General features: G+C 60.7%; 20 protein-coding genes. 11 read left to right on the forward strand and 9 right to left on the reverse strand.

Annotated elements, in window-relative coordinates; translation table 11 throughout:
* The first annotated feature begins 157 nt into the window (after window positions 1–157).
* Window positions 158–373 (forward strand): phage integrase N-terminal SAM-like domain-containing protein, encoded by a 216-nt coding sequence (locus tag OKC28_RS23000; protein WP_407061314.1) that lies wholly within the window; start codon window positions 158–160, stop codon window positions 371–373.
* Window positions 374–1,085: 712 nt separating this feature from the next.
* Here OKC28_RS23000 and trpA read toward each other — a convergent pair.
* From trpA to OKC28_RS13175, 6 genes are all read right to left on the reverse strand, one after another.
* Complete coding sequence (gene trpA / locus OKC28_RS13150; protein ID WP_270689626.1) at window positions 1,086–1,892, reverse strand: tryptophan synthase subunit alpha; 807 nt, start codon at window positions 1,890–1,892, stop codon at window positions 1,086–1,088.
* Window positions 1,889–3,082 (reverse strand): tryptophan synthase subunit beta, encoded by a 1,194-nt coding sequence (gene trpB / locus OKC28_RS13155; protein ID WP_021139986.1) that lies wholly within the window; start codon window positions 3,080–3,082, stop codon window positions 1,889–1,891. The genes trpA and trpB overlap by 4 nt, the downstream gene beginning before the upstream one ends.
* An 85-nt stretch (window positions 3,083–3,167) precedes the next feature.
* Window positions 3,168–4,664 carry a bifunctional indole-3-glycerol-phosphate synthase TrpC/phosphoribosylanthranilate isomerase TrpF gene (gene trpCF / locus OKC28_RS13160; protein ID WP_270689739.1) on the reverse strand — a complete coding sequence of 499 codons (1,497 nt, stop codon included), beginning with the start codon at window positions 4,662–4,664 and terminating at the stop codon, window positions 3,168–3,170.
* The gene (trpD, locus tag OKC28_RS13165; RefSeq protein WP_021139988.1) at window positions 4,664–5,677 is read right to left on the reverse strand and encodes an anthranilate phosphoribosyltransferase; all 1,014 of its coding nucleotides are present in this window, start codon (window positions 5,675–5,677) and stop codon (window positions 4,664–4,666) included. The genes trpCF and trpD overlap by 1 nt, the downstream gene beginning before the upstream one ends.
* A gap of 10 nt (window positions 5,678–5,687) precedes the next feature.
* A complete protein-coding gene (locus OKC28_RS13170) occupies window positions 5,688–6,287 on the reverse strand; it encodes an aminodeoxychorismate/anthranilate synthase component II (RefSeq protein WP_005319135.1) in 600 nt (199 codons plus the stop codon).
* Window positions 6,288–6,367: 80 nt separating this feature from the next.
* Window positions 6,368–8,005: an anthranilate synthase component 1 gene (locus OKC28_RS13175; RefSeq protein WP_021139990.1), complete on the reverse strand. Its 1,638-nt coding sequence runs from the start codon at window positions 8,003–8,005 to the stop codon at window positions 6,368–6,370.
* A gap of 11 nt (window positions 8,006–8,016) precedes the next feature.
* On the opposite strand from OKC28_RS13175, the gene OKC28_RS13180 reads away from it, so the two are divergent.
* The 7 genes from OKC28_RS13180 (at window position 8,017) to tesB (ending at window position 13,758) form a co-directional block, all read left to right on the forward strand.
* Complete coding sequence (locus OKC28_RS13180) at window positions 8,017–8,220, forward strand: hypothetical protein (RefSeq protein ID WP_139723361.1); 204 nt, start codon at window positions 8,017–8,019, stop codon at window positions 8,218–8,220.
* 221 nt (window positions 8,221–8,441) lie between these two features.
* Window positions 8,442–9,323, forward strand: a complete 882-nt coding sequence (rnm, locus tag OKC28_RS13185; protein ID WP_021139991.1) for an RNase RNM — start codon at window positions 8,442–8,444, stop codon at window positions 9,321–9,323.
* 136 nt (window positions 9,324–9,459) lie between these two features.
* Complete coding sequence (locus OKC28_RS13190) at window positions 9,460–10,080, forward strand: L-threonylcarbamoyladenylate synthase (protein ID WP_270689631.1); 621 nt, start codon at window positions 9,460–9,462, stop codon at window positions 10,078–10,080.
* Window positions 10,073–10,957, forward strand: coding sequence for a segregation and condensation protein A (locus tag OKC28_RS13195; protein WP_181455189.1), 885 nt, complete (start codon window positions 10,073–10,075; stop codon window positions 10,955–10,957). Before OKC28_RS13190 ends, OKC28_RS13195 begins: the two co-directional genes overlap by 8 nt.
* Before the next feature lie 98 nt (window positions 10,958–11,055).
* The gene (gene scpB, locus OKC28_RS13200; protein ID WP_005319123.1) at window positions 11,056–11,625 is read left to right on the forward strand and encodes an SMC-Scp complex subunit ScpB; all 570 of its coding nucleotides are present in this window, start codon (window positions 11,056–11,058) and stop codon (window positions 11,623–11,625) included.
* 142 nt (window positions 11,626–11,767) lie between these two features.
* Complete coding sequence (gene rluB / locus OKC28_RS13205) at window positions 11,768–12,691, forward strand: 23S rRNA pseudouridine(2605) synthase RluB (RefSeq protein ID WP_021139995.1); 924 nt, start codon at window positions 11,768–11,770, stop codon at window positions 12,689–12,691.
* A 203-nt stretch (window positions 12,692–12,894) separates the two neighbouring features.
* Window positions 12,895–13,758: an acyl-CoA thioesterase II gene (gene tesB / locus OKC28_RS13210; protein ID WP_096118182.1), complete on the forward strand. Its 864-nt coding sequence runs from the start codon at window positions 12,895–12,897 to the stop codon at window positions 13,756–13,758.
* Window positions 13,759–13,821: 63 nt separating this feature from the next.
* Here the strand turns inward: tesB and OKC28_RS13215 are convergent, their stop codons facing one another.
* The 3 genes from OKC28_RS13215 to OKC28_RS13225 form a co-directional block, all read right to left on the reverse strand.
* Window positions 13,822–15,000 (reverse strand): dicarboxylate/amino acid:cation symporter, encoded by a 1,179-nt coding sequence (locus OKC28_RS13215; protein WP_169045730.1) that lies wholly within the window; start codon window positions 14,998–15,000, stop codon window positions 13,822–13,824.
* Window positions 15,001–15,117: 117 nt separating this feature from the next.
* Entirely contained in the window at window positions 15,118–15,786 is a 669-nt protein-coding gene (locus tag OKC28_RS13220; protein WP_021139997.1) for a class I SAM-dependent methyltransferase, read from the reverse strand.
* Between the two features lie 202 nt (window positions 15,787–15,988).
* Window positions 15,989–16,630 (reverse strand): TetR family transcriptional regulator, encoded by a 642-nt coding sequence (locus OKC28_RS13225; protein WP_017412282.1) that lies wholly within the window; start codon window positions 16,628–16,630, stop codon window positions 15,989–15,991.
* A gap of 143 nt (window positions 16,631–16,773) precedes the next feature.
* Here OKC28_RS13225 and OKC28_RS13230 point away from each other — a divergent pair, with 143 nt between their 5' ends.
* Genes OKC28_RS13230 through OKC28_RS13240 form a run of 3 tightly spaced genes read left to right on the forward strand, consistent with a single transcriptional unit; the run spans window position 16,774 to window position 22,521 of the window.
* Window positions 16,774–17,955, forward strand: coding sequence for an efflux RND transporter periplasmic adaptor subunit (locus OKC28_RS13230; RefSeq protein ID WP_021139999.1), 1,182 nt, complete (start codon window positions 16,774–16,776; stop codon window positions 17,953–17,955).
* A gap of 17 nt (window positions 17,956–17,972) precedes the next feature.
* Complete coding sequence (locus OKC28_RS13235) at window positions 17,973–21,122, forward strand: efflux RND transporter permease subunit (protein ID WP_021140000.1); 3,150 nt, start codon at window positions 17,973–17,975, stop codon at window positions 21,120–21,122.
* Window positions 21,115–22,521, forward strand: coding sequence for an efflux transporter outer membrane subunit (locus OKC28_RS13240; protein ID WP_021140001.1), 1,407 nt, complete (start codon window positions 21,115–21,117; stop codon window positions 22,519–22,521). The genes OKC28_RS13235 and OKC28_RS13240 overlap by 8 nt, the downstream gene beginning before the upstream one ends.
* The last annotated feature ends 266 nt before the right edge of the window (window positions 22,522–22,787 follow it).

Here is a 22,787-nt window from a genome sequence, read left to right on the forward strand (position 1 = left end):
TTAGCGACTAATCAGATCGCACAAACTGGACTGAGTTCCCTTCCTCCGGTGATCTACTATTCGGAACAGCTATTTAGTTGACTTCCGATATTTAAATGTACTCGCTTGATACCTCCTTTTCACTCTACACATTATCAAAAAAGTTCAGGGGACAGCTATGGCGCGCACCATCAAACTCCGTCTGAGTGAACGGGTCAGGAAAGTGATGTGTTTGCATCACTACAGCATCCGTAATGAAAAGTTCGACTGGTACTGGGTCCACAATTTTATACTTTTTAATCAATTACTACACCCGCAAAAACTCGATGCCGTTGAGGTCAATGCCATTCTAACTCGGCTTGTCTGTCTCTTCAGGCAAGGCTACCGCCCCTGAGTGACAGCCCCCAGTTCGCTGCTGTTAACCTGCGAGATAGTAACAATCGCTTTCATGGCGTTCTTCCGAGAGGTTGATTGTCATTCGGGTATCTTAAGGGGGAGGGGGGCGCGTTGAGAAGCGTGTTTTGGCGGGAATCTGTGTTGGATCAATAAATTAGTCATCAGTAGCGTTCAATTTGAGCAAATTCGGTTGCCGTAGCTTCCCCTCACCCCAACCCTCTCCCAAGGGGAGAGGGGGCTTGTTCACTGTTGCACGGTAGCCTCAGGCGGGCACGGTTTTGATCCCCCTCTTATTCGCTGTGGCGAGTCCTCTTGTCCAGGCCGCGAGGCAGGACGCCGAGCGAGCGGCGTTGGGCCATGGACGGCCCATCGGCGCGTGCCGTTGGATAAGAGGGTGAGCCGAAGGAACCCGACGTTAGTCGGGAGAATAAGCGGGGGAGAAGACTTTTGGTGTGATTTGCTAAAGAGAGCGGGTCTTTCCAAAGTCACTCGCCCAGGTCCGAAGGGCGGGCGAAACCCCGTCGAGGGCAGAGCCCTCGTGTCCTGCGTGGCGAAGCCGCGCCATAGCATCAGCATCAATTCCGCGAACGTCTGATTACGCTTCGCTAATCAGACCTACAAGGGTGGCACCAACCAGGGATGGTGGATAACAAAAGGGAGCCCGCTTGGGCTCCCTTGCTTGTCATGGGGGTGGGCGTTTGACTGAACGCTTAGCGCAGGGTCGCGGCCTTCATCCCTTCCACAAACTCCTTTAGGCGAGTGAGCATATGCTCCGGGTTGTTGTGGTGGGTCTCGATGATCTTCACCACGGCGGAGCCCGAGATGGCACCGGCGGCGCCAGCGGCGATCGCTTCACGCACCTGAGCCGGTTCGCTGATGCCAAAGCCGAGCAGGGCGGGGGGGGCGTTAAACTCGCGCAGGGTGTTGATCAGGCCATCCACCGGCATGCCGGCCTTGGTCTCGGCACCGGTCACACCGGCGCGGCTCACCAGATAGGTGTAACCACTGCCGAGCTCCGCCACCTGTTTCAGGGTCTCGGCGTCGCCATTGGGCGGGGCGATAAAGATGCTGTCGATACCGAACTTGTCGGCGGCCGCCTTGTAGGGGGCGCACATCTGTACCGGCACGTCGGCCACCAGCACGGAGTCCACGCCCGCCTGCTGGCACTTCTCATAAAAACCATCGATGTGGCGCACATAGACGAGGTTGGCGTAGACCAGCAGGCCAATGGGCAACTGCGGATACTTGGCGCGGATGCGGCCAAGCAGTTCGAAGCAGTCGTCCGGGGTGGTGTGGCTCTCGAAGGCACGCAGGGCGGCGCCCTGAATGGTGGGGCCATCCGCTACCGGATCAGAGAAGGGTATGCCGAGTTCGAGGGCATCGGCGCCCCCTGCGACTAGGGCATCGACGATGGCCAGGGAGAGTTCGGGGGTGGGGTCACCCAGCATCACGAACGGCACAAAGGCGCCCTGATTGACCGCATCCAGACGGGAGAAGAGTTGTGCGTAACGGTTCATGACAAGGTTCCTTCTTTTTCAAAGATGTCGGCAACGGTGAAGATATCTTTGTCGCCACGGCCGGAGAGGTTGACGATCAGCACCTGCTCTTTTTCCGGTTCACTGCGGGCCATCTTGAGGGCGTGAGCCAGCGCGTGGGAGGACTCCAGTGCCGGTATGATCCCTTCTGATTTGGCCAGCTCCTGGAAGGCGTCCAGCGCCTCCTTGTCGGTGATGGAGACATACTCGGCGCGGCCGATGGAGGCCAGATGGGCGTGCTGCGGGCCGACGGAGGGGAAATCCAGCCCCGCCGAGACGGAGTAGGACTCCTGAATTTGCCCCTGCTTGTCCTGCATCAGGTAGGAGTGCATGCCAAAGAAGACCCCCTTGCTGCCGTGACCCAGCGGTGCACCGTGCTCGCCACTCTCGATGCCGTGACCACCGGGCTCGACCCCGATGAGGCGCACCTCTTTGTTGTCGATAAAGTCGGCAAACATGCCTATGGCGTTGGAACCGCCGCCGACGCAGGCGATCACCGCATCGGGCAGCCGCTCCTCTTTCTTGAAGCACTGGGCCTTGGCCTCTTCGCCGATCATCTTCTGGAACTCCCGCACGATAGTGGGGAAGGGGTGCGGACCGGCGGCGGTGCCGAGCAGGTAGTGGGCGGAGTCGTAGTTGGCGGCCCAGTCACGCAGCGCCTCGTTGCAGGCATCTTTGAGGGTGCTTGAGCCGGAGTGCACCGGGATCACGGTGGCGCCCATCAGCTTCATGCGAAATACGTTGGGCTTCTGGCGCTCGCAATCCTTGGCACCCATATAGACCCGGCACTTGAGGCCGAGCAGGGCGCAGGCCAGCGCAGTGGCAACGCCGTGCTGACCGGCGCCGGTTTCGGCGATGATCTCGCTCTTGCCCATCCGCTTGGCCAGCAGCGCCTGACCCAGCACCTGGTTGGTCTTGTGGGCGCCGCCGTGCAGCAGGTCTTCACGCTTGAGGTAGAGGCGGGTCTTGGTGCCCTTGGTCAGGTTGCGAGTCAGGGTGAGCGGGGTCGGGCGACCGGCATACTCGGTCAGCAGCTCCTGAAATTCGGCGATAAAGGCCGGGTCTTCCTGGGCATCGACGAAGGCTTTTTCCAGCTGAAGCAGGGCGGGGATGAGGATCTGGGGCACATACATGCCGCCAAATTCACCAAAAAACGGGTTGAGCAGGGTCATGGTTTCTTCCTTATACCTTGAATCAAAAAGACAATATTAAATTCGGTGTTATCGCTCTGCGCTTTCAAAGAGGCGAAGGGCATTGTTACAAGCCGCGCAGGGCGCCAAAGGCCGCAGCCAGCTTGTGTGGATCTTTCTGGCCCGGGGCGCTTTCCACCCCGGAGTTGAAATCAAGGCCGAGGCAGCCGACCTCTGCCGCCTGCAGGGCGTTGTCGGGATTCAGCCCGCCCGCCAGCATCAACTTGCTCTTGTCGAGCCCGGCCAGCATGGTCCAGTCGAACGCCTGACCTGTGCCGCCGCTCTGGCTGCCCACTTTTGTATCCAGCAGCAGCCGATCTGCCGGATAGTCGAGGGCGGGCAGCGGCTCGCCACTCGTGACTCCTATGGCTTTCCAGATCTGGCAGCTCGCCGGCAGCAGCGGGCGCAGCGCCTCGATATAGGCGGCATCTTCATCCCCATGCAGTTGCACCGCGGCCAGTCCCAGAGCTTCTACCGTCTGGACTATGGTGGCGGGCATGGCGTGGCGAAATACCCCGACGTAAGAGAGCGGCGCACCTGCCATCACTGTGCGGGCGGTGGGAATGTCCACATAGCGCGGGCTTTTGGCAACAAAGATAAGGCCGCCAAACACGGCGCCTGCCTGATGGGCAGCGGCGGCATCCTCTGGTCGGGTGAGGCCGCATACCTTGTTCTGGCCCAGCACCAGCTTGCGTACCGCGGCCTCCAGATCGGCTTCCTCCATCAGGGAGGAGCCCACCAGGAAGCCCTTGGCATGGTGGCGAAGGTCGGCGACCTGGGTGCGATCCTTGATGCCGGACTCGCTGATCACTACCCGATCGGCGGGAATGTCTCTGGCAAGCTGCTTGGTGCGGTTGAGATCCACGCTGAGGTCGCGCAGATCCCGGTTGTTGATGCCGATGACCGGTGCCCCCAGCGCGATGGCGCGGGTCAGCTCCTCTTCATTGCTCACCTCGGTCAGCACGCCGAGGCCGAGCTCCTTGGCTACCGCGAACAGGGCGCGATAGCCCTCGTCGGTGAGCACGGAGAGCATCAGCAGTATGGCGTCCGCCTGATAGTGGCGGGCCAGATAGAGCTGATAGGGGTCAATCATGAAATCCTTGCAGAGCACCGGCTGCTGGACGCGGGCGCGCACTCGCGGCAAAAAGGCGAAATCCCCCTGAAAGAACTTCTCGTCGGTCAGCACCGAGATGGCGGTGGCGTATTTGCCATAGATATCGGCGATGGCCTCCGGGCTGAAATCATCGCGGATCAGCCCCTTGGAGGGGGAGGCCTTCTTGCACTCCAGAATAAAGCGGGTGGAACCGGCCTTGAGCGCACCGACGAAATCCCGATCGCTTTGGGTCAGTTCGTTCTTGAAACTTTCAAGAGGCTGGGCCAGCTTGCTGGCGGCAACCCACTCCTGCTTGGCCGCCACGATTTTGCCGAGAATGGTCTGGTTGATGGAGGCCATGTTCAGGTAGGCATGGGGGGCAATGGGGTCTGACATCTCGTTATCCTTGCGAAGCTGGCTATTGCCCTGCGGGCTTTCTGGTTTGGTGCCGTGCTGGTTCGTGGCTGACATCATGCCTCCTGATGGCTCAGGGTGGCGAGGCGGGCGGCAAGCTCGGCCGCCTTGCCGCTCGCCAGCACCGCCAGCACCTCGGCCGCCGCGCTCTTGAGATCCGCGGCCTTGCCCGCCATCAACAGCAGCGGGGCCACGTTGGCGGCGATGGCGGCGTTGTGCGCTGGAGTGCCTTGCCCTGCCAGAATGGCGGCGGTGATGGCGCGGTTCTCTTCGGGCTCGCCCCCCTGAATGGCGCTCACCGGATAGGTCTCCAGGCCAAAGTCAGCCGGGGTGATCATGAATTCGCGGATCTCGCCGTCACGGATCTGGGCCACCTGGGTCGGGCCGTGGATGGCAATCTCGTCGAGTCCGGCGCCGTGAACCACCATACCGGTTTTCAGCCCCAGTGCCAGCAGGGTTTCTGCGATGGGGCGCACCAGCTCGGGGGCATAGACCCCCATCAGCTGATAGGTGGGGCGAGCGGGGTTGATGAGCGGCCCCAGCACGTTGAACAGGGTGCGGGTCTTGAGGGCCTGACGCACCGGCATGGCGTGGCGCACCCCTGCGTGGTACTGGGGGGCGAACAGAAAGCAGATGCCGAGTTCGTCCAGGCAATGGCGTGCCTGCGCCGGGCTCATGTCGAGCTTGATGCCCATCTTGTCGAGCAGATCGCTCGAACCCGACTTGCTCGATACCGAGCGGTTGCCGTGCTTGGCCACTTTCAGACCGCAGGCGGCTGCGACCAGTGCCGAGGTGGTGGAGACGTTGATGGTGTTGAGGCCATCGCCACCGGTACCGACTATGTCGCAAAACTCATAATCCGGACGCGGGAAGTCGCGCGCCTCCGCCAGCAACGCTTCGGCGGCGCCAGCGATCTCCTCCGGTGTCTCCCCCTTGATCTTGAGGGCGGTCAATAAACTGGCGAGCACTATGGGATCCACTTCGCCACGAACCACTTGCCCGAAGGCGTCACGGGTGCTTTCACGGCTCAGAGACTGACCCTGATAGAGGGTGTTGAGATGATGATGCATAGGGTCTTCCTTACCGCACACTGCTAACTGGACGGGTGATATGGGCGAGCGCCTGGGTCAGCAGGCGGGCCCCTTCCGAGGTCATGATGGATTCCGGGTGGAACTGGAAGCCCAGCACCCTGTCATCCTGCTGCTCTATGGCCATGGGCATGCCCTGGTAGTGGGCAATCACAGTCAGTTCTTCCGGCACATAGGTGGCGACCAGCGAGTGGTAGCGGGCCACCGGCAGCGGGCTCGGCAGACCGGCAAAGGCACCGTGGCCGTTGTGCTCGATGAGCGAACGCTTGCCGTGGACGATCTCGCCCGCCGCACCGACGGTGCCACCGTAGGCTTCGCACAGGGCCTGATGGCCGAGGCAGATACCGAGGATGGGCACCTGACCGCGGGCCAGCTTGATCAGATCAATCAGGCAACCCGCTTCATGGGGGGCGCCCGGTCCCGGCGAGAGCACCAGCACGGCATCCCCTTCGCAGGCGGCGATCTCGCTCATGATGCGGCTCGCTGGCAGGCTGTTGCGGTAGATCCGCACCGGATAGCCGAGTGAGCGGAACTGATCCACCAGGTTGTAGGTAAAGGAATCGAAGTTATCGAGCAAGAAGATGTTAGTCATGATGCTGCTCCTTCGAAGCGCGGAACTGATCGGCCGGGGCGCTGTAGGTAAAAGAGTCAAAGTTATCGAGCAGGAAGATATCAGTCATGGCTCACGTCCTTATGTTGCTCCTGCTGGGCGCTCAGGGCTTGCAGTGAGGTGCCATGGCTGGCGGCGATGGCGGCCAGCACGGCGGCCGCCTTGGCGCGGGTCTCGTCCGCTTCGGCCTGGGGTTTGGAGTCATAGACCACACCGGCACCGGCCTGCACATGGGCCATCCCATCTTTGACAAACGCCGAGCGAATGACGATGCAGGTATCCATTTCCCCTGCGCCGTTGATGTAGCCGACGGCGCCGCCGTAGCTGCCACGGCGTTTGCCTTCCACCATGCGAATGAGCTCGCTGGCGCGGATCTTGGGGGCGCCGGTGAGGGTGCCCATGTTCATGCAGGCCTGATAGGCGTGCAGGGCGTCAAGGTCGGAGCGCAAGGTGCCCACCACCTTGGAGACCAGGTGCATCACGTGGCTGTAGCGATCCACTTTCAGCAGCTCTTTGACGTAGCGGGTACCCGGCTCCGAGATGCGGGCTATGTCGTTGCGCCCCAGATCCACCAGCATCAGGTGTTCGGCCACCTCTTTTTCATCCTGGCGCAGCTCCAGTTCGATGCGGCCATCCAGATCCCGGTTGATGCTGCCATCGGGGTTGAAGCCGCGGCGGCGGGTACCGGCGATGGGGTACATCTCGACGTCGCGGCTGGCGGCGCAGAATTTCACCGCGCTCTCCGGCGAGGCGCCAAACAGGGTGAAGTTCTCATCCTGCACGTAGAACATGTAGGGGCTGGGGTTGGTCTGCTTGAGGCGGCGATAGGCGGCCAGCGGGCTCGGGCAGGGCAGGGAGAAACAGCGGGACGGCACCACCTGGAAGATGTCGCCACGGCGGATAAAGCCCTTGAGCTTCTCCACCTCGGCGCAGAACTGTTTGTCGCTCTTGTCCACGCTCATGCCGCCAGTCAGGGCCGCAGTGGCTTGCGCCGGGATCCGGGCTTGCTGGCAGGCCAGTTTGAAGTCGGTGAGTCGCTCGGTGAGACGGGCATATCTGTCGTCCACATGGCTCTCGTCGCTGTCGCCGCCAAAGATGCAGGCCAGCAACTGGGTGGATCGCGCGATATGGTCGATGGTGATCAGGGTCTCGGCCACATAGAAGCAGTAGTCGGGGCAGTTGTTGCTCCCCTCCGGCACCTCTGGCAGATCCTCGAAAGAGGCAATCAGGTCGTAGGCGAAGCTGCCCGCCATAAACAGCGCTTCTTTACCCAGCTGGCACTGCAGCTCCTGTTGCAGGGTGCGCAGCACGTCCAGCACGCTGGTCCCCTTGAGGCGGCTGTCTTCATCCAGTGCCCGATCGGAGGCGGGAAAGTCGAGCTGCAACTCGCCATCCACCAGCGTCTGGCTGATGACGGTGGGCAGACGCTCGGCCAGCAGGCTCTGCAACTGGGCGCCGTTGTCGTTCAGGGTGCGAACTCGCACAGTGCGACCCCGGCATTCGATGCGCAGGCAGGCATCGACCAGCAGCAGGCTCTGCTTGCCCGCCTTGGAGTCGATCTCCACCGATTCCAGCAGCAGGTTGTTGGGGCGCCCCTGGCAGAGCTGGGTGTAGAGCGCCAGCGGGTCGGCCACATAGGGGGCGTTGAGCTTGAGGGTATCGAATTCACCCAGGGGCAAGCGAGTCGTATTGACGGTCATAGTGCGTTCCCTTGCGTGTGATGCGTTTTACCGATGTTCATGACGTTGAATACCTTGAAAAAATGCCTTGGAAATTACGTTGGTTTGGCAGCTTCAGTAGGGATGCCATCGCCATGTCAGTGTTCTTGTCTGAATTCTCGGTTTCATCACAGGTCCATTTGCCGGATAATAAAAAAGCCCGCTGGGGTCAGCGGGCTTTTTCTTTGGGTTCTTAATTTGCTGTCAGATTACAGATACAGCAACGACCACACGCCCGCATGTCAGGGAGTGTGCCACCACCAGATGGTCAGGATGGAAGTCGTTTGCATGATAAAGTCCTGTAAAAAGATGTTTGCAATGAAGTGCCTACAGAAAACGATAAAGCCGCGGCCAAGTCAAGTCGCTTTTTTGCCTATCTATCCCGATGGGGACCTGACCATGAGAGCGGAATAACCTGATGAGATTCGATCTTCACTGCCATACCACTGCCTCCGACGGCGTGCTGAGCCCCGCCGATCTGGTGCGCCGCGCCGCCGAAAAACAGGTCGAGGTGTTAGCAGTCACTGACCACGATACCCTTGACGGGCTTGATGAAGTACGCCGTACCATCGAAGCCGAGCAACTGCCGCTGCGACTGGTAAGCGGGGTCGAGATCTCCACCGGCTGGGAGCACCACGAGATCCATGTGGTGGCGCTGGGGGTGGATGAAAAAAATCCGCAGCTGGTGGCGTTTTTGGCGGGGCAACGGGCTCGCCGCGAGACGCGCGCACTGGAAATAGGGCGCCGTCTGGAGAAGTGCCTCATCCCCGGCACCTATGAAGAGGCCAAGGCGCTTGCCGGTGATGCTGCCGTGACCCGGGCCCATTTTGCCCGTGTGCTGGTGGCGCGCGGTGTGGCCGACAACATGCAGAAGGTATTCAAAAAGTATCTGAGCCGTGGCAATAAGGGTTATGCCCCGGCCGAATGGCCCGAGATGAGCGAGGCCATCACCGCTATTCACGCCGCCGGTGGGTTGGCGGTACTGGCTCACCCCAGCCGTTACGATCTCACCGCCAAGTGGATCAAGCGGCTGCTGGTGGCCTTCAAGGCGGCCGGTGGCGATGCCATGGAGGTGTCACTTCCCCAGCAGAGTCCGCAGGAACGGGCCAATCTGGGCCAGTGGGCCAAGGATCACGACCTCTATATTTCGGTGGGGTCTGATTTTCATTTTCCGTCCAGCTGGACCGAGCTGGGCCGCCACCTCTGGTTGCCAAAAGAAGGCATGCCGGTCTGGCTGGCCTATCCGGACCACTTTGGTCTCACCACCGAGCAGCACGCCGCCCTGCTGGCCAATCGCTAGCACAAGGTTGGCCGGTTGGCCCTCTGTTGCATGGGAGGGTAAACCGGCGTCAAACAGGTTAAGGTAGCGTCATGGGTCTGGAACCCGTGACCATACGAGCGGGCAGGCATTGCTGCCCCCATTGCGAGAACGAGCTATGAGTCAGCATTTTTACGTACACCCGGAAAACCCCCAGGCCCGTCTGATCGGCCAGGCGGTGCAGATCATCCAGAACGGCGGCGTCATTGCCTATCCGACCGATTCCGGCTATGCGCTCGGTTGCCAGATGGGTGACAAGGGCGCGCTGGAGCGCATCTGCCGCATCCGTCGCATTGACCCCACCCACGACTTCACCCTGGTGTGCCGGGATCTCTCCGAGATCTCTACCTATGCCAAGGTAGACAACACGGCGTTTCGCCTGATCAAGAACAACACCCCCGGCCCCTACACCTTCATCTTCAAGGCCACCAAGGAGGTGCCGCGCCGCCTGATGAACGAGAAGAAGAAGACCATCGGCATCCGGGTGCCGGACAACAAGATTGCCCAGGCGCTGTTGGAAGCCCTCGGCGAGCCGCTGCTCTCCACCACCCTGATCCTGCCGGAATCTGACATGGCGGAGTTCGACCCGGAGGAGATCTTCGACAAGCTGGGCAAACAGCTGGATCTGGTGGTCAATGGCGGTTATCTGGGCGAGCAGCCCACTACCGTGGTGGACTTCTCCGACGACGAGACAGTGCTGCGTCGTCGCGGTGCCGGGGATCCCACGCCGTTTGAGTGATACTGCCGATCCGGCACCTGTGATGGCCACGCCAGCACAGGTCACCATGGGGGAGGTGCTTGCCCCATCCCCCATCGCGAAAGTGCTGGGGCAGCCCTACCATGAGCTGCCCCAGGATCTGTTTATTCCGCCCGATGCGCTGGAAGTGTTTCTCGATACCTTCGAGGGGCCCCTCGATCTGCTGCTCTATCTCATTCGGCGCCAGCAGCTGGATATCCTGAACCTGCCAATCCTGCAGATCACCGCCCAGTACATGGAGTACGTGGAGCTGATGCAGGGGCTCAATCTGGAGCTGGCGGCTGAATATCTGCTGATGGCGGCCTGGCTCGCGGAGATCAAATCCCGTCTTTTGCTGCCCAAGGCCCCCGAGCTTGAGGACGAAGAAGAGGGAGAAGATCCCCGCGTCACCCTTATTCGTCGATTGCAAGAATATGAGCGCTTCAAGGTGGGGGGCGAGCGCCTCAATGCCTTGCCACGAGTGGAGCGGGAGATTTATATCGCCGCCGCCCTGCCGCCGGATTTCGGCTCTCTCAAGCCACTGACTCCCGATGTTTCACTGGTTGAGCTCGCCCTTTACATGCAAAGTGTGGTAAAACGCGCGACTCATTTCGAACATCACCAGATCCGCCGTGAGCAGATCCCGACCCGGGTGCGCATGGCGGAGATCTTGGCCATGCTCTCTCTGGGCCAGACATTGCGGCTGGAACAGGTACTCAAAATGGAAGAGGGACGCATGGGGGTGCTGGTGACGTTTCTGGCGCTGCTGGAGCTGTGCAAGGAGTCCCTGATCTGGATCCTGCAGGCCGAACCCCTGGGTCCTATCCATTTTGCCCTGGCGAGCCAAGAGGAGACCGGGGAGCGTGAACATGCGCACTGAGTTGTTTTCTTTGTCACTTCCTCGCAGCCAATTTGCCGGGGGTTGCGTGCATTTCCTGTTGCCCAGCCAGCCTGACGTCATGAGCAAGGAGGGCAACCGTGGCGCTGCCTGCTGAACGACTCAAGACACTGGTCGAAGCCGCGATTTTTATTGCCGGGCGCCCCTTGACCGTGAGCGAGCTGAAAAGCGGTGTGCTGGCGGATTACCCCGTCACCGGCCGCTATATTCAGCTGCTGCTGGCCGAATTGCGACAGGATTACAGCGAGCGGGGAGTGGAGCTTAAAGAAGTTGCCTCCGGCTGGCGTTTTCAGGCGCGCCAGGAGTATGCCGAGGAGCTTTCAAGGCTCTGGAGCGAACGGGCTCCCCGTTATTCGCGCGCCGTGATGGAGACGCTGACACTGATTGCGTATCGTCAGCCCATCACCCGGGCCGAGATCGAAGCCATCCGCGGGGTGGCGGTGTCGAGCCAGATAGTGAATACCCTGAAAGACCGTGGTTGGGTGCGCAGCGTCGGTCACAAGGAGGTGGTGGGTCGCCCGGAGCTGCTCGCCACCACCCGGGAATTTCTGGATTATTTCAATCTGCAGAGCCTGGAGCAGCTCCCCGAGCTGGATCCTGAACTGCAAACCCCCCTGGCCGTTATGCCGGCTGAGGGCCGTGAAACCTGATCCATGTTGTTGGCATTTGCCAAGGCGCGGGCCAGGTCTCTTAATGATTAAAGTGGTGCCGGATTGCCCCGACGGGATCTAGCACAGTAGTCAACGTTGCCCGTTATGCTGGCGGGCAGCGATCAACAATCAGGTAACCCCGATGAGTGAAAAACTGCAAAAAGTGTTGGCCCGCGCGGGTCACGGCTCCCGTCGTGAGATGGAGGCCCTGATCACCGCAGGTCGGGTCAGTGTGGATGGCAAGGTCGCCACACTGGGAGATCGCGTCGAAGTGAACGCCGTGATCCGTGTCGATGGCCATACGGTCAAGACCCGTGCCGAGGAAGAGATGATCTGCCGTGTGCTGGCGTATCACAAGCCCGAAGGGGAGATGTGTACCCGTCACGATCCGGAAGGTCGTCCGACCGTGTTCGATCGTCTGCCCAAGCTGGACAGTGCCCGCTGGATCGCGGTAGGCCGTCTCGACGTCAACACCTCCGGCCTGTTGCTGTTCACCACAGACGGTGAACTGGCCAACCGCCTGATGCACCCGAGTCACGAAGTGGAGCGCGAATACGCGGTGCGCGTGTTTGGCGAGATCACCGAAGCCATGTTGCAGCGCCTGCGCAAAGGCGTGCAGCTGGAAGATGGCATGGCCAAGTTCAACAAGATCAAACCGGCCGGCGGTGAAGGTCTGAACCAGTGGTTCAACGTCACCCTGACCGAAGGTCGCAACCGTGAAGTGCGCCGCCTGTGGGAATCCCAGGAAGTGCAGGTGAGCCGCCTGATGCGGGTGCGCTACGGCGACGTCACTCTGGATCGTGGCATCCCCCGCGGTGGCTGGCAGGAGCTGAAACTGCCGGAAGTGAACTACCTGCGCGGCCTGGTCAACATGCCGCCGGAGACCGAATCCAAGGTTGATTTGCAGCAGGATGGCAAGAGTACCCGCCACAAGCAGGCTGCCCAGATCCGTCGTGCCGTCAAGCGTCACAAGGACATGCAGGGTATGGAGCCGCGCGCCCGCAGCACCACGGCCCGCCGCAAGCCAACTTCCTCTACCCGCAACTCGGGTACCGGCAGCAAGTAAGCATTACGCTGAGCCTCATGGGTTCATGCAAGGAAAGGCCCGCCTCTCAGGCGGGCCTTTTTGTTGCTGCTGTTTGCCGCTTATTATTCCAATCCCCTCCTTGCTGAATTAAACCACCCGGCGGACCCGCTGCGGGAGAGGGGCAAGGTTGCTCTGCCAGAGCGGGCTTGTTAGCCTTTGCGGCACTGATACAGGAGATAATAATGAGCAAGGTACTTGATGAGCTGCTGGCACTGCTGGCGCTTGAAAAAATCGAGGAGGGCCTGTTTCGGGGCCAGAGCCAGGATCTCGGTCTGCGGGCCGTGTTTGGCGGACAGGTAATGGGGCAGGCCTTGTCAGCCGCCAAACAGACGGTGGCCGGCGATCGTCAGGTGCACAGTTTCCACTCCTACTTCCTGCGCCCCGGTGATGCCAATCGTCCCATCATCTACGACGTGGAGAATATCCGTGACGGCCAGACCGTCTCCACCCGCCGGGTCAAGGCCATTCAGGGTGGCAAGCCCATCTTCTATCTCAACGCATCGTTTCAGGTCGAGGCCGAAGGGTTCGAGCATCAGATAAGTATGCCGGCGGGGATTACCCCACCCGAGCAGCTCAAGAGCGAACTGGAGCTGGTGCGTCCCTACGAGCATCAGATCCCGCCCGCCCTGCGCGACAAGATCATGTGCGAGAAACCCATCGAGATCCGCCCTGTGACCCTGGTCGACCCGATCCGTCCGGATGTGCACGAGCCGCTGCGCCATGTCTGGTTCAAGGCCAATGGCCAGATGCCTGATGATCAGCGGGTCCACAAGTACCTGCTGGCCTATGCCTCCGATTTCCACTTCCTGTTTACCGCCCTGCAGCCCCATGGCGTCTCATACTGGGAGCCGGACATGCAGGTGGCCACCATAGATCACTCCATGTGGTTCCACCGGGACTTCCGGCTGGATGACTGGCTGCTCTACGTGGTGGACAGCCCGAGCGCCAGCGCAGGTCGCGGTCTGGTGCGCGGCCAGTTCTTCACCCGCGATGGTGTGCTGGTGGCGAGCACGGCGCAGGAGGGGGTGATCCGCCGGCGCGGTTGACCTCAGATGCCAACCATAAAAAACGGGAGCCAGTGGCTCCCGTTTTGTTTTCCGAACCGGCAATCAGGCCGTTTCACGCTCGGGGGCGAGCTGTGCTTCCCCACCCTGGGCGAAACGGTCGGCCCACAGGGCGATGACGCCGTCACCTGTGACGTTGCAGGCGGTGCCGAAGCTGTCTTGCGCCAGGTAGAGGGCGATCATCAGGGCGATGGAGGCTTCCCCGAAACCCAGCATGGAGGTGAGCAGACCCAGGGCCGACATGACGCCGCCACCCGGTGCGCCCGGTGCGGCTATCATGATGACGCCTAGCATCATGATGAAGGGCAGCATGGTGCCATAGCCGGGAATGGCCAGGTGCTCGGAGAGGAACATGACGGCGGTGGCGCAGGTCACCAGGGTGATGGTGGAGCCACACAGGTGGATAGTGGCGCACAGCGGCACTGTGAAGTTGGCGATGCCATGGCTCACGCCGTTGTTCTTGCTGGCCTGCAGCGCAACCGGAATGGTGGCGGCGCTGGACATGGTTCCCAGTGCAGTGAAGTAGGCGGGCAGCATGTTCTTGATGAGCATGGCGGGTGAGCGACCGAGCGCCAGACCCGTGCCGACGAACAGCACGCTGAGCCAGAACCAGTGCATGACGATGGCCATCACCAGCACCACGCCGAAGGTCTTGAGGGTGGCAAAGACGGTGCCCTCCACCGTCATCTCGACGAAGACGCCGGCGATGTAGAGTGGCAGCAGCGGGATAATCACGCGGGCCAGCAGGCGGTCTATGATGTCACGGCCCTGATCGGCGACCCGGCGCAGGTCGGTGGCCTGGGTGGCGCTGATGCCAATGCCGAACACGAAGGCGGCGGCCAGGGCAGACATGACCCCGAACAGCGGCGGTATCTCCAGATTGATGTAGGAGGCAAGCTTTACGGCGGTTTCCGTGGTGGGCTCGGCGGCTGTGGTCAGCAGCGGGATCAGATGGCTTGCCACGGTAAAGGCGAACAGACCTGCCAGTATGGTGGAGCAATAAGAGAGTGCCACCGTCTTGCCCAGCAGCTTGCCGGAGTTCTTCGGCAGGCTGGCGATACCGCTCATGATGAAGAACAGAATGATGAGCGGAATGGTGAAGGTGATCAGCTGACCTATGACTGTCTTGGCCGTAAACAGCAGGCGTGCAACCCATTCCGGGGCGTAGAGACCGAGCAAGAGACCGGCAAGAATACCGGCAACCAGTTTGAGGACAAGTTTCATAAGGAAATCCAGGTGTTAGTGTCTGATTTGTTATTTAATTCTGATTTTAATGCCGCTTTTTAACACAAGTACCGCATCTTGTCTTCCAACACCTGGTTAACTCAGAGTTAAATATTGTTAGCTGGATGATGAATTGCGAGGGATGGGCCCCTTGAAGCGACGGCGGCGATATTGATTCGTGGTGGGGGCGAGATCGGGTAGCCGGATCAGCAGGGCATGCAGCCAGCGGCCGTGCTCGGCATCCTCGCCGCACCAGCTCTGATGCAGCTCAAACGGCAGGGGGGCGATCAGTTGTTGCAGGCGGGCTTCATCGAGCCGGGTCTGCAGCGGGTATTCGTCCTGTGAGGATGCCACTGGGTTGCCGGATTTGCCCTCGTCATAAGGGAAGGAGCAGTAGAGCGGCGCCCGGGGTTTGAGCAGGCTGGCGAGATGCATCAGGGCGGAGGCAAGCTCCTCCTCGACCAGGCAGGGCAGGGAGCCGCTGGCCCAGATGCCGTCAAAGGGCAGGACGTTGTGCATCTGCTCGAAGCGGCAGACCCGCACCGGCTGGCCGCAGCGGCGCGAGGCCAGCTTCGCCTGGGCCAGGCTGGCATCAAATGCGGTGACCATGAACCCCTGCTGCCGGAAAAAGAGCAGATCCTCGCCCGCTCCGCAGCCCGCTTCCAGCAGATGGGCGCCTGCCGCCAGCGGTTTCAGAAAACGCTGACGGGCTGACAGTGTGCCTGGATCCGCCACAGATGGCAGACTGGGGGAGGCATCATGGTTGGGCTGTAGCGATATGGACATGGCAGGCACCTTCTTTCGGGGGCACTACTCTAGCAAATTTGGCGGCGGGCTACCAAAGGCTCAGGTAAGCGAAATAATGCCGCCTGGGTGGACACTGATCCGTGACGCTGTGACTACCTCCTGGCTGAGCAAGAAGCTGGGCAAGATCCCGTTGCGCCTGCCAGCAAGGAATGCGGGCCAGCTCGGAGCTGGCCCATGCAGATCAGGGGCGGCGGGTGGCCGGGCCGTTTGGCAGGGCTATCAGGGTAAACAGGCTGTCGAGCAGGAAATCGGCCTCGCGGGTCAGGTTGATACGCTCAGGGAAGTGCAGCCAGTTGATGATGTAGCCATCCAGGGTGCAGTGCAGCAGGGTGGCGGCGCGCTGGGTATCCAGCGTCTTGGGGAGTTGACCCTGGCGGATGGCATTGGTCAGGGTGATCTCAAGATCCCGGAAAAAGTTGGCGGCCTGGCCGCGCATATGTTCGCGCAGGGAGATGGCTTCCCCTTCCAGCGATTCCAGATTGAACATGATGGTGAACATCTGCTGATGAGCCGGATTGGTACTGATCTTCACCAGCACCTCCTTGAGGAAGCTGCGCAGCTTGCCGAGGGGATCGGGCTCCTGCTCGGCAACGCAGGCATCGAGCTGGTGGGAGAGCGGCTGGCACAGCTCCTCCCACAAGGAGACGAACAGCTCTTCTTTATTCTTGAAGTGCCAGTAGATGGCGCCACGGGTCAGGTCGGCGGCCCTGGCAATATCGGTCAGGCTGGTCTTGGCCAAGCCGTGTGAACAGAACAGATTAAGGGCCGTACTCATGATGTGGCAGCGGGTCTGCTGCGCCTCTTCTTTGGTTCTTCTGGCCATCGATATCTGCGCCTTGTAAAAGTAAAAAAAGTCACTTACATACATTTATGAATGTATGTATATTGCCTCATCTTTCCGATTTTACCAACAGGGACCTGTAAACCCTGTGGTTATTCATTGACTGACAAAGGTTAAGGTTCTCCATGCATAAACATATTCTCGCACGTTCGGTTGGCCTTGCCCTGCTGGCAGGTGGTCTGCTGGCAGCTTGTGGCGAACAGGGCGGTGCCCAGCAAGGGCCGGGTGACATGCCACCCGCCGCCGTGGATGTGGTGACCCTGCACACGGCACCGCTGCAACTCACCTCTGAGCTGACCGGTCGCAGCGCGCCGCTGCGGGTCGCCGAGGTGCGTCCCCAGGTGAGTGGCATCATTCTCAAGCGTCTGTTTACCGAAGGCAGCGACGTCAAGGCCGGGCAACTGCTCTATCAGATCGATCCTGCGGTTTATCAGGCCAACGTGGCCAGTGCCAAGGCCAATCTGGCCAAGGCGCAGGCCAATGAGCAGAGCGCTCGCCTCAAGGCAAAGCGTTATGCCGAACTGGTGAAGGTGAAAGCCATCAGCAGCCAGGAGTATGACGACGCCGATGCCGCCTGGAAGCAGCAACTGGCCGAGATAGGCGCTGCCAAGGCGGCCTTGCAGAGTGCCAACATCAATCTGGCCTATACCCGCATCACGGCCCCCATCAGCGGTCGCATCGGCAAGTCCGCGGTGACCGAGGGTGCCCTGGTGACAGCCCAGCAGGCTGACAGCCTTACCTCCATCCAGCAGCTCGATCCCATGTATGTGGATGTGCGTCAGTCCACCGCCGACCTGCTGCGCCTCAAGCGCCAGATCGCCGATGGCAAGCTCGTTCAGGACGAGAACAAGGGCGCCAAGGTGCGCTTCCAGCTGGAAGATGGCAGCAGCTACAGCGAAGAGGGCTCATTGCAGTTCTCCGACGTGACCGTGGATGAGACCACCGGCATGGTGACTCTTCGGGTGATAGTGCCGAACCCTCATCAACTGTTGCTGCCCGGCATGTTCATGCGCGCCACTCTGCAAGAGGGCGAGCGTGCAAAAGGGCTGCTGGTGCCGCAAACCGCCGTGACCCGCACCCCCAAGGGGGGCGCTACCGTCATGGTGGTGACGGCGGACAACAAGGTCGAGCTGCGCGAGGTGCAGGTGAGCCGCATCGTTGGCAGTGACTGGGTGGTGGAATCCGGTCTCAAGACGGGTGAGCGGGTGATCGTCGCCGGTCTGCAAAAAGTACAACCCGGGGCTGTCGTCGCGCCCACTGAACAGGCGGCCAACGCGCCGTCTGAACAGACCCCGGCCAACAAGTAGGATGGAGTAGTCGCCTCATGGCACGATTTTTCATAGACAGACCCATTTTCGCCTGGGTAATTGCCCTGGTGATCATGCTGGCAGGGAGCCTGGCCATCATAGGCCTGCCGATCGCCCAGTATCCCAGCATTGCACCGCCCGCCGTGGGCATCTCTGCAAGCTATCCGGGAGCTTCTGCCAAGACGGTAGAAGACTCTGTGACCCAGATCATCGAGCAGAACATGACGGGGCTGGATCACCTGCTCTACATGTCTTCTCAATCTGATTCCTCCGGCAATGTGTCGGTGACCCTCACCTTCCAGGCGGGGACAGATCCCGATATCGCCCAGGTGCAGGTGCAGAACAAGCTGCAGCAGGCGATGTCGCTGTTGCCGCAAGAGGTTCAGCAGCAGGGGATCCGGGTTCAGAAAACCTCCAGCAGCTTCCTGATGGTGGCGGCCTTCATCTCCGGTGACGGCAGCATGAACAACGATGACCTGGCCGACTATGTGGTGGCCAACATCAAGGAGCCGCTGAGCCGTCTGGACGGGGTAGGGGACATCACACTGTTCGGCAGCCAGTACTCCATGCGTGTCTGGCTCGATCCGAACAAACTCACCCGGGTACAGATGACCCCGATTGATGTGCAGAACGCCATCAAGGCACAGAATGCCCAGGTGGCGTTTGGCAAGGTGGGGGGCACGCCCTCGGTCGAAAGTCAGCAGTTTACTGCCACCATCATGGGGCAGACCCGTCTCTCTACCGTGGAGGAGTTCAACAATATCCTGCTGCGGGTGAATCAGGACGGTTCCAAGGTACGGTTGCAGGATGTGGCCCGGGTTGAGCTGGCGGGTGAAAACTACGACGCCGATGCACTCTACAACGGCCAGTCTACCGCGGCGGTTGCCATCAAGCTGGCGACCGGTGCCAACGCCCTCGATACCGCCGAGAAGATCCGCGGCAAGCTGGACGAGCTCTCCGCCTACTTCCCGGCCAACATGAAGGTGGTCTATCCGTACGACACTACCCCCTTCGTGCAGATCTCCATCGAGGAGGTGGTACAGACCCTGATCGAGGCGATCTTCCTGGTGTTCTGCGTCATGTATCTGTTCTTGCAGAACTTCCGTGCCACCCTGATCCCGACCATAGCCGTGCCGGTTGTATTGCTTGGGACCTTTGGCGTCATGTCGGCGTTCGGCTTCTCCATCAATACCCTGACCATGTTTGGTCTGGTGCTGGCCATCGGCCTGCTGGTGGATGATGCCATCGTGGTGGTGGAGAACGTGGAGCGGCTGATGAGCGAGGAGGATCTCTCCCCGCTGGAAGCGACCCGCAAGTCCATGACCCAGATCACCGGTGCCCTGGTGGGGATCGCCCTGGTGCTCTCTGCGGTCTTTGTGCCCATGGCCTTCTTTGGTGGTTCGACCGGTGCCATCTATCGCCAGTTCTCTCTCACTATCGTCTCGGCCATGGTGTTGTCTGTGCTGGTGGCCCTGATCCTGACGCCGGCACTGTGTGCCACCCTGCTCAAGCCCATCAAGCATGGGGAGTTTGGTGCCCAGCGTGGCTTCTTCGGCTGGTTCAACCGGGCCTTTGATTCTGGTGCCAACCGCTACCAGAGCGGTGTGCGCAAGGTGATCAAGCAGGGCGCCCGCTACAGCATCATCTATGTCGCCATGTTGGCGGTGCTGGCCGTGCTGTTTATGCGCATGCCCACCTCCTTCCTGCCGGAAGAGGATCAGGGTGTCATCATGTCCATGGTGCAACTGCCGGTCGGCGCTACCAAGCAGCGCACCGAAGTGGTACTGGCGGACATGCGCGATTACTTCCTGAAAAACGAGAAGGACAACGTCGACTCTGTGCTGACGGTGGCGGGCTTCAGCTTCGCCGGTAGCGGCCAGAACAGCGGCATGGCGTTTATCAAGCTGAAAGACTGGAAAGAGCGCAGCAGCCCGGATCGCAGCGCCAATGCCATCATAGGCCGCGCCATGGGTTATCTGTTCAGCATCAAGGAAGCCCAGGTGTTCGCCTTCAACCTGCCTCCCATTCCTGAACTGGGCACGGCCACCGGCTTTGACTTCTACCTGCAAGATCGCGCAGGACTGGGTCATGACAAGCTGATGGCGGCGCGCAACCAGTTGCTTGGCATGGCGGCGCAGGATCCCAACCTGGTGCGGGTGCGCCCGAACGGGATGGAAGACACGCCCCAGCTCGATGTCAAGATTGACTACGAGAAGGCGCTGGCCCAGGGGCTCTCCATCAGCGACATCAACAGCACCCTCTCTACGGCCTGGGGCTCTTCTTACGTGAACGACTTCGTCGACCGGGGTCGGGTCAAGAAGGTCTACCTGCAGGCGGATGCCCCCTTCCGGATGAACCCGGAAGATCTCAAGCTGTGGTATGTGCGCAACAGCACAGGCCAGATGGTGCCCTTCTCCGCTTTTGCCAGCACTGAGTGGAGCTTCGGTTCGCCCCGTCTGGAACGCTATAACGGCGTCTCGGCGATGGAGATAGTGGGTGAAGCCGCGCCAGGCAAGAGTACCGGTGACGCCATGGCGGCCATCGAGCAGATAGTGAAGCAGTTGCCGGAAGGGATAGGTATCGAGTGGACCGGCCTCTCCTTGCAGGAGCGGCAAGCGGGTTCCCAGGCGCCGGCCTTGTACGCCATCTCCCTGTTGGTGGTGTTCCTCTGTCTGGCGGCGCTGTACGAGAGCTGGAGCATTCCCTTCTCCGTCATGCTGGTGGTACCGCTCGGAGTCTTGGGGGCCATATTGGCAGCGACCATGCGCGGGCTGGAGAACGACGTCTACTTCCAGGTGGGCTTGCTCACAACCATAGGGTTGTCGGCCAAGAACGCGATACTTATCGTCGAGTTTGCCAAGGAGTTGTACGACAAGGGAATGGGCTTGGGTGAAGCCGTGGTGGAGGCTGCGCGTCTGCGTCTGCGTCCCATCCTGATGACCTCCCTCGCCTTTATCCTGGGTGTACTGCCGCTGGTCATCAGCTCAGGGGCCGGTGCCAGTAGCCGTAACGCCATCGGGACCGGCGTGATGGGGGGGATGATCAGTGCGACCGTGCTGGCCATCTTCTTCGTGCCGCTGTTCTTCGTGCTGGTGACTCGCCACTTCACCAAGCACAATTCACAGGAAGAGCAGGCTGCGCTTGCCAAGGGGACCCATCATGACTAAGACGCTGGTCGCCTTGAGCGTGACACTGCTGCTGGGGGCCTGTTCCATGGCCCCTGACTATCAAAGACCTGAATTACCCCAAGGCGCCTCCTGGCAGAGCAATGAGACAGCAGGGGAGGCGGCCGTCTCCCCCTGGCAGCAACAGTTCCTCGACCCGACGCTGCAAAGGCTCATCGACACGGCACTGGAGAACAACCGGGATCTGCGGATCGCGGCTCTCAACGTCGAGGCGTATGAAGCCAGGTACCGTATTCAGCGGGCGGCGCAACTGCCGACCCTGGCAGCGAACGGCTCGGGCACCCGCCAGCAGGGATCCGACGATCTCAGCAGCACGGGGCAGGGGACTATCAGCAGCCAGTACGATGCCAATCTCGGCATCACAGCCTATGAGCTGGACCTGTTTGGCCGGATCCAGAGCCTCAAAGATCAGGCTCTGGAGACCTACCTTGCCGAGATTGAGACCCGGCGCAGCACCCAGATTGCACTGATAGCGTCGGTGGCCAATGCCTATCTCACCTTGCTGGCGGATCAGGAGTTGCTGGCGCTGAGCGAGGCGACTCTGTCGACCGAGCAGGAGAGTTATGGCCTGACCGAGCACAAGTATCGCCTGGGCGCCGCCTCAGAGATGGAGCTTGCCCAGGGGCGTACCGCACTGGAAAGCGCCCGTGTCAGCCTGGCCCAGTACCAACGCCAGGTGAAGCAGGATCGCAATGGTCTGGCACTACTCCTTGGCACCCAGGTTCCTGTGCTGGACAGCCAGCCAGTGACCCTGGCCGAGGTAAAACTGGCGGCGATCCCGGTGGGCGCGCCTTCGAGCTTGCTGCAACAGCGCCCGGATATTCTGGCCGCCGAGCACAGTCTGAAGGCGGCCAATGCCAATATAGGCGCGGCGCGCGCCGCCTTCTTCCCCTCCATCTCGCTCACCGCGACGGCGGGGACGGCCAGCAACCAGCTGAGCGGCCTGTTTGACGGAGGAACCGGCACCTGGTCGTTTATCCCCCAGATCAACCTGCCCATCTTCGACGGTGGGAAACGTATCGCCGATCTTGATGTGGCTGAAGTGAGTACCCGGCAGGCGGTGGCGAGCTACGAGAAGAGCATCCAGACCGCCTTCAAGGAGGTTGCGGATACCCTCGGTGCCCAGTCGGACTATCAGCAGCAGTTGCAGGCACAGCAGGCTCTGGTCGAAGCCAACCAGACCTATTTCAAGCTGGCGGAGTTCCGTTATGAGCAAGGTGTGGACAGTTACCTGACCCGGCTCGATGCCCAGCGTTCGTTGTTCAGTGCCAAGCAGGGCCTGATCAGCACCCGTCTGGCCCAGCTGACCAACCAGGTGGCGCTCTACAAGGCCATAGGTGGTGGTTGGCAAGCCCCCGACACGACGACGGAGCAGCAGTAGCGATTACCTCCCACTTTGGGTTATCATATGCCACAGGGCGAACCATCCGGTTCGCCCTGTTTTTTTTGAGCAAGATCATATGCGTATGGCACCTTGATGACATAATGCGTCGTGCTTTATCAAGTTGGGACCCCTGTTTCCGATGTCCAGCTCATTGAGTAGTATGTGAATGGGCTGCAACACCGCAAAATGGTACTTGAACAGTGTTCGGAAGATAGGTAAGACCCTTTCAGGACCATACATATTAGTGCTTGTCGCACGACCTG

The organism is Aeromonas sp. D3, assembly GCF_027705025.1.
Classification (GTDB): domain Bacteria; phylum Pseudomonadota; class Gammaproteobacteria; order Enterobacterales; family Aeromonadaceae; genus Aeromonas; species Aeromonas salmonicida.